Annotated in this window: 9 protein-coding genes; 4 read left to right on the top strand and 5 right to left on the bottom strand. The window is 15.9% G+C overall.

Annotated elements, in window-relative coordinates; all coding sequences use genetic code 11:
- Nucleotides 1-43: 43 nt before the first annotated feature.
- The 3 genes from C3B56_RS00045 to sucC are packed head-to-tail and all read right to left on the bottom strand — an operon-like array spanning nucleotide 44 to nucleotide 2,665.
- Nucleotides 44-556, bottom strand: a complete 513-nt coding sequence (locus C3B56_RS00045) for an exodeoxyribonuclease V subunit gamma (protein ID WP_126071409.1) — start codon at nucleotides 554-556, stop codon at nucleotides 44-46.
- A 55-nt stretch (nucleotides 557-611) separates the two neighbouring features.
- Nucleotides 612-1,487, bottom strand: a complete 876-nt coding sequence (sucD, locus tag C3B56_RS00040; RefSeq protein WP_126071408.1) for a succinate--CoA ligase subunit alpha — start codon at nucleotides 1,485-1,487, stop codon at nucleotides 612-614.
- Nucleotides 1,487-2,665, bottom strand: coding sequence for an ADP-forming succinate--CoA ligase subunit beta (gene sucC / locus C3B56_RS00035; RefSeq protein ID WP_126071407.1), 1,179 nt, complete (start codon nucleotides 2,663-2,665; stop codon nucleotides 1,487-1,489). The genes sucD and sucC overlap by 1 nt, the downstream gene beginning before the upstream one ends.
- 148 nt (nucleotides 2,666-2,813) lie before the next feature.
- Between sucC and fldA the strand changes: the two genes are divergently transcribed.
- Entirely contained in the window at nucleotides 2,814-3,326 is a 513-nt protein-coding gene (gene fldA / locus C3B56_RS00030; RefSeq protein WP_126071406.1) for a flavodoxin FldA, read from the top strand.
- A gap of 128 nt (nucleotides 3,327-3,454) precedes the next feature.
- On the opposite strand, the gene gndA is transcribed toward fldA, so the two are convergent.
- Nucleotides 3,455-4,891, bottom strand: coding sequence for an NADP-dependent phosphogluconate dehydrogenase (gene gndA, locus C3B56_RS00025; protein ID WP_126071405.1), 1,437 nt, complete (start codon nucleotides 4,889-4,891; stop codon nucleotides 3,455-3,457).
- An 83-nt stretch (nucleotides 4,892-4,974) separates the two neighbouring features.
- Here gndA and erpA point away from each other — a divergent pair, with 83 nt between their 5' ends.
- On the top strand, nucleotides 4,975-5,319 hold the full coding sequence (gene erpA, locus C3B56_RS00020) for an iron-sulfur cluster insertion protein ErpA (RefSeq protein WP_126071404.1): 345 nt from the start codon (nucleotides 4,975-4,977) through the stop codon (nucleotides 5,317-5,319).
- An 11-nt stretch (nucleotides 5,320-5,330) separates the two neighbouring features.
- On the opposite strand, the gene C3B56_RS00015 is transcribed toward erpA, so the two are convergent.
- Entirely contained in the window at nucleotides 5,331-6,047 is a 717-nt protein-coding gene (locus C3B56_RS00015) for a 5'-methylthioadenosine/adenosylhomocysteine nucleosidase (RefSeq protein ID WP_126071403.1), read from the bottom strand.
- Nucleotides 6,048-6,272: 225 nt separating this feature from the next.
- On the opposite strand from C3B56_RS00015, the gene rpmB reads away from it, so the two are divergent.
- Nucleotides 6,273-6,536, top strand: a complete 264-nt coding sequence (rpmB, locus tag C3B56_RS00010; protein ID WP_126071402.1) for a 50S ribosomal protein L28 — start codon at nucleotides 6,273-6,275, stop codon at nucleotides 6,534-6,536.
- On the top strand, nucleotides 6,520-6,681 hold the full coding sequence (gene rpmG, locus C3B56_RS00005; protein WP_126071401.1) for a 50S ribosomal protein L33: 162 nt from the start codon (nucleotides 6,520-6,522) through the stop codon (nucleotides 6,679-6,681). Before rpmB ends, rpmG begins: the two co-directional genes overlap by 17 nt.
- Nucleotides 6,682-6,701 lie beyond the last annotated feature (20 nt).

The raw sequence follows: 6,701 nt of genomic DNA, 5'->3' as shown, positions 1-6,701 counted from the left end.
AAACTTCAAAATAATTAAAATTAATTATTTTTTTTTTATAAATTTATATTTTTTTTAATAAATAAATTTGCCAATTTTGTTCTTTTATTGGAATATTTTTTACATATTTATTTTTAATCCAGTTATTAATTATATTTGGTTTATATAATAAATATTTAAAAAAAATATCAGAAACAATATCCGAAAATTTTAAAATAGATTTTTTTAAAATTTTTTTTAAAAAAAAATTTTTAAAATTATTAATTTTTTTATAATTATTATAAATTGATAAAAAATTTACTATTTTCCAATAAAAAAAATTTTTAGAAAATATATTATTTATTTTTTTAGGAAAAAAAATATTTAATATAAAATTTATAATTTCATTATGTAACATGAATTTTATATTATTATGAATAATATATTTTTTTAATAGAAATATTTTTATAATTTTTAAAAAATTTTTATGAGGAAATGATAATAAAATTGTACCTTTTTTAAAATTATTATTTTTTAAAATTAAATATGTTATTCTTTTTAAAATATTTATTTCATTTGAATGATAAGTATATATCATATTTTTTTTTTTTTAAAAAAATAAATAATTATAAAATAAATTATTTATTAACTAATTAAATTTTATTTAAAATGTTTTTTAATTTTTTACCTATATCTAATAAATTGTTAACTATATGAACACCAGATAATTTTAATTTTTTAATTTTATTTTTAGCTATTCCTTTTCCTTGAGTAATAATAGCTCCAGCGTGACCCATTGTTTTTTCTTTTGGAGAAGTTAATCCAGAAATATATCCTATAATTGGTTTATTTATATATTTTTTAATAAAATTAGCAGCTTGTTCTTCTTGATAACCTCCTATTTCCCCAATCATAACTATAACTTTTGTTTCTTTATCTTTTTGAAATAATTTAATAATATCTATAAAATCAAAACCTATTATTGTATCTCCCCCTATACCTATACAAGTTGATTGTCCAAACCCCCAATTAGTTATTTGTTGAACTACTTCATAAGTTAAAGTTCCTGATCTGGAAATAATTCCTATATTACCTTGTTTATGAATATAATTTGGCATAATTCCTATCATAGATTTTCCTGGAGATATAATTCCTGGACAATTAGGTCCAATTAAACAAGTTGAATGATATTTAAGTTTATTTTTAATAATAAGCATATCAATTATTGGAATTCCTTCAGTTATAACTACTATTAATTTAATACCAGCATCAATAGCTTCTAAAATACTATCTTTACAAAATTTGGAAGGAACATATATTACAGAAACTTTTGCATTTGTATATTTAATTGCTTGTTTTACAGTATTAAAAACTGGTATTCCTAAATGATATGTATTACCTTTTCCTGGAGTAACACCACCAACTAATTTAGTTCCATATTTTAATGCTTTTTTAGAATGAAATGTACCTTGATAACCAGTAATCCCTTGACATATAATTTTAGTATTATGATCTATTAAAATAGACATTATATTAACCTTTTATTTTTTGATAAAAATACTGTAAATTTAATAGCTTTTTTTAAATTTGTAATTGTTATAATTTTTGATTTATTTTTTAATAATTTATTTATTCCTATTTTTGAATTATTTCCCGATAAACGAATTACAATTGGTATATTAATTTTTATCTTTTTTAATACGTATATAATACTATTTGCAATAAAATCACAACGTATAATTCCTCCAAAAATATTTATAAAAATAACATTAACATTTTTATTTGATAATATTATATTAAAAGATTTAACAATATTATTAGTATTTGTTCTTCCACCAATATCTAAAAAATTGGCTGGTTTACCACCATATAATTTTAATAAATCCATTGTACTCATTGCTAATCCAGCCCCATTTATCATACATCCAATATTTCCTTTTAAAAGTATATAATTTAAAGAAGAAAAAGTCTTTTCTAATATAATATCATTATTTTGACTATAATCATAAATATTTTTTAATAAACTTTGACGAAAAATAGAATTTTTATCTAAAATTAATTTAATATCTAAACATATTAAATTATCATTTTTATCTATAACTAAAGGATTTATTTCAATTAAAGTTAAATCAAACTTTATTAAAATTTTATATAAATTAAAAAAAATATTATTAAATTGTTCAATTTGTTTTTTATTAAATTTTAATTCAAATAATATTTTTTTAATTTGATAAAATTGTGGACCTATTAAAGGATCTATTTTAATTTTTTTTAATAAGTATGGATATTTTTTTATAATTTTTTCTATTTCTATACCACCTTGATTAGAAAACATAAAAAATATACAATTTGTAAAATTATCTATTAATATACTTAAATATAATTCTTTTGAAATATTTATATATTCTTCAATTAAAATATTTTTAATAATTTGAGATTCATTATTATTTTGAGAAGTTTTAATTTTTTTGTTAAACCAATATTTAAAAAATAATTTAATATCTTTATAATTTTTTATAATTTTAATTCCACCTACTTTTCCTCTACCACCTGTATGAGCCTGACATTTAGCAATTACAGGTTTATCAAAATTTATTTTTGATATAAATTTTTTTATTTTAAAATAATTATTAAATAAATATCCTTTTGGTATTGGTAATTTATATTTTTTAAATATTTCTTTTGCTTGATATTCATGAAATTTCATTAAATAACCTTATAAAATTATAAAAATAAATATAATTATTATTATTAAATTTTTAAAACTATAATTCATATAAAAAATATAAATAATATAAATTTTTTATTATTTAATTTATAATAATAAAAAAAAATAAACAATTAATATATATAAAATGAAAAATAAAAAAATAGGAATTTTTTTTGGAAGTGATACAGGAAATACTGAAAATGTAGCAAAAATATTAAAAAAAAAAATAGGAAAAAATTTAGTTGAAATTTATGATATCGCAAATTCTACTAAAGAAGATATTGAAAAATTTAATAATATTATATTAGGAATTTCTACTTGGTATTATGGAGAACCTCAATGTGATTGGGATGATTTTTTACCAACATTTAAAAAAATTAATTTTAAAAATAAATTAGTAGCAATATTTGGTTGTGGTGATCAAGAAGAATATTCTGAATATTTTTGCGATGCTATGATTTATTTATATAAAATAGTAATATTAAACGGAGGTAAAATAATTGGTAATTTTCCTAATATAGGATATAATTTTAAATCATCCAAAAGTTTATTAAATAATAATTTTATAGGTTTACCTATTGATGAAGATAATCAAAAAAAATTAACTAAAAAAAGAATAAAAATTTGGATTAAAAATATATGTAAATATTTTAATTAATTAAATAATATATTTAAAATAACACTATTATATATATATATATTTATATATTTATATATATATATTATTTTAATTATATTTTATAAAAATATAATTAAAATAATATATTAAAATATTAATAATAAATATTAATATTTATTATTAATATTTTTATTATATTTTGTTACCCAATTAGTATGAAAATATCCTTTTCTATCTTTTCTATTATATTTATGGGCCCCAAAACAATCCCTTTGGGCCTGAACTAAAGAAGTAGGCAAATTATTTGAACAATAACTATTATAATACATAAATATAGAATTTAAAGAAGGAGTAATAATATTATTATTAATAGAATATAAAATAGTTTTTTTTAAAAATAATCTATATAAATTTATTTTATCTTTAAAATAATCTATATAAATTAAATTAGAATCATTATTTTTTTCATATTCGTTTCTAATTTTTTCTAAACATTTTGATTTTATAATACAGCCAGATTCCCATACTTTAGCAATATTATTTAATTTTAGATTCCAATTATATTTTAAAGAAGCTGATTTTAATTGATTAAAACCTTGTATATATGATGTTAATATTCCTAAGTATAAAGATTTTCTTATACATTCTAATGATATTGTTTTATTATTATAAATTAAAATTGGAATTTTTGAAAATTCTTTAGAAGATTCTTCTCTTATTTTTTTTAAAGATGAAATATATCTTTCAAATAATGAAATTGTAGTTACATAAGAAATTTCTTCTAATTCTAACGCGTTTTGTGTAGCCCATTTACCTGTTCCTTTACTTTCAGCAACATCAGATACTAAATCTATTAAATAACATTTATTATTTCTATTTTTTTTTTTTATTATTTCTTTTGTAATTTCTATTAAATAACTATTTAATTCTCCTTTATTCCATTTACCAAATATTTTTGATATTTTATTATTATCATTTTTAAAAAAACTTTTTAATAAAAAATATGATTCAGCTATTAATTGCATATTACCATATTCTATACTATTATGTATCATTTTAACATAATGTCCAGCACCATTTGGACCTATAAAAGATATACAAGGTTTATTAATTTTAGTTAAAGATGATATTCTTTTTAAAATATTTTTAGAAATTTCATATGCTATAAAAGATCCACCAGGCATAATTGATGGTCCATTTAAAGCACCTTCTTCTCCACCAGATATTCCAGTACCAATAAATTTAATATGTTTTTTAAATAAAACTTTACTTATCATCATAGTATCTTTAAAAAAAGAATTTCCACCATCTATTATAACATCATGAGGGTCTAAATATTTTATTAATTTATTAATAGTATTAATTGTAGATTTTCCCGACTTAATCATTAATATAATTATTTTTGGTTTTTTTAAAGAATTTATAAAACTTTTTATACTATAATAAGGTATAATATTTTTATTTTTTTCTCTAACAATAATTTTAGTTTTTTCTTTAGAACGGTTGAATACAGATACTTTATATTTATTACTTGAAATATTTAGAGATAAATTTTTACCCATAATAGCCATCCCTATAACACCAATACTTTGTTTTTTTTTCATAATTTTTTTTTTTTATTAATAATATTTATATTTATTAATAAAAATTGTTATTAAAATAAATAAATTAATATTAGGAATTTTATATGAAAAATAAAAAATCATTTAATATAAAATTTACAAAATCAGCTTATAAAAAAATTAAAAAATTATCTTTACAAAATAAAAATAAAAATTTAAATTTTCGTATTTATATACAAGGTGGTGGTTGTAGTGGTTTTAAATATGGTTTTTTTTTTGATAAAAATTTAAGTAATTATGATATTTTTATAAAAAATAAAAATATAATTATTATAATTGATAAAATTAGTATCCAATATATAATAGGAAGCACTATTGATTATATAGAAAATTTAGAAGGTTCTAAATTTATTGTTAATAATCCAAATGCAAAAAATAATTGTAGTTGTGGTTTATCATTTGATATTTAAAATTTATATATTTATAAAAGATTAAAATTTTTATATATATATTTTTTTAAAAAAATATTTATAATATTAGATATTTTTAATGATATATTATTAACATTTTTTTTAAAAATTTTAATTGAATTATCACAAGATAAATCAGATACTATTCTTAAAATAACACATGGTTTGTTAAATAAATAACATACATGTGAAATAGATGCTGATTCCATATCTATAGCTATTGCTTTAGGAAATTTTTTTTTAATATTATTAATAGCTATTTTATTATCAATAAAATAATCTCCACTTACTATTAATCCTTTTTTATATTTATTTTTAATTTTATTAATACACATTTCAAAACATGATATTAATTTAATATTTAAATTAAAATAATTTGAATTATTTAATTCATGTTTTTTAAAATTATTAATAAAATTAATATTTGTATCGTAATAAGCTGTTTTTTTAGATAAAATAATATTATTTATTTTTATTTTTTTAGATATACTACCAGACGTTCCTACATTAATAATCATATTAACTTTAAATTTTTCAATTAATAAAGTAGTTCCTATAGTAGAATTTACTTTACCAATATTAGTTTGAAAAATTATTATTTTTATATTATTCCAAAAACCTTTATAAATTTTAAAATTTATAAAATTATAAAATTTAATGTTAGTTAAATATTTTAATAAATAATAAACTTCCATATTTATAGAAATTATTATACCTATTTTAATCATTTTTTATTAAATAATTAATAATTTAAAATTACATTTTATTGTTATAAATAATAAAATTAATTTTTATTAAAAATTAGTTTTAGGTTTATAATTAATTTTAATATTTTTAATTAAATTTAAATATTAAAATTTATTTTATTAATTTATTAAAAAACTTTATATAAATTTTTATTATTTTTTTTAAATTTTTATATATATAAATTAGTTTATATATAAAAGGATTATATGTCAAAAATTTGTTTTATTACAGGAAAAAAAACTATTTTTGGAAATAATAGATCACATTCTATGAATGCTACTAAAAGACATTTTTTTCCAAATATACATATCCGTAAATTATGGATATCAAAATTAAAAAAATTTGTAAAATTTAAAATTTCATCAAAAGGAATACGTATAATTGATAAAAAAGGTTTTGAAATATTAAAAAAAAAAATATATATAAATAGAAAAAATAAAATAAAGGTTAAATATGGCAAAAAAAAATAAAATAAATATTAAATTAATATCATCTTCAGGAACTAAACATTTTTATACAACAACTAAAAATAAAAAAACTAAAAAATTAAAATTAAGAAAATATGATCCTATAATTAGAAAATATGTATTTTATAAAGAATATAAAATTAAATAAATAAAATAAAAATAAATTTA

Origin of the sequence: Candidatus Annandia adelgestsuga (genome assembly GCF_003956045.1) — a bacterium.
Taxonomy (GTDB): Bacteria; Pseudomonadota; Gammaproteobacteria; order Enterobacterales; family Enterobacteriaceae_A; genus Annandia; species Annandia adelgestsuga.
This window is presented reverse-complemented; position numbering and strand designations above follow the sequence as displayed.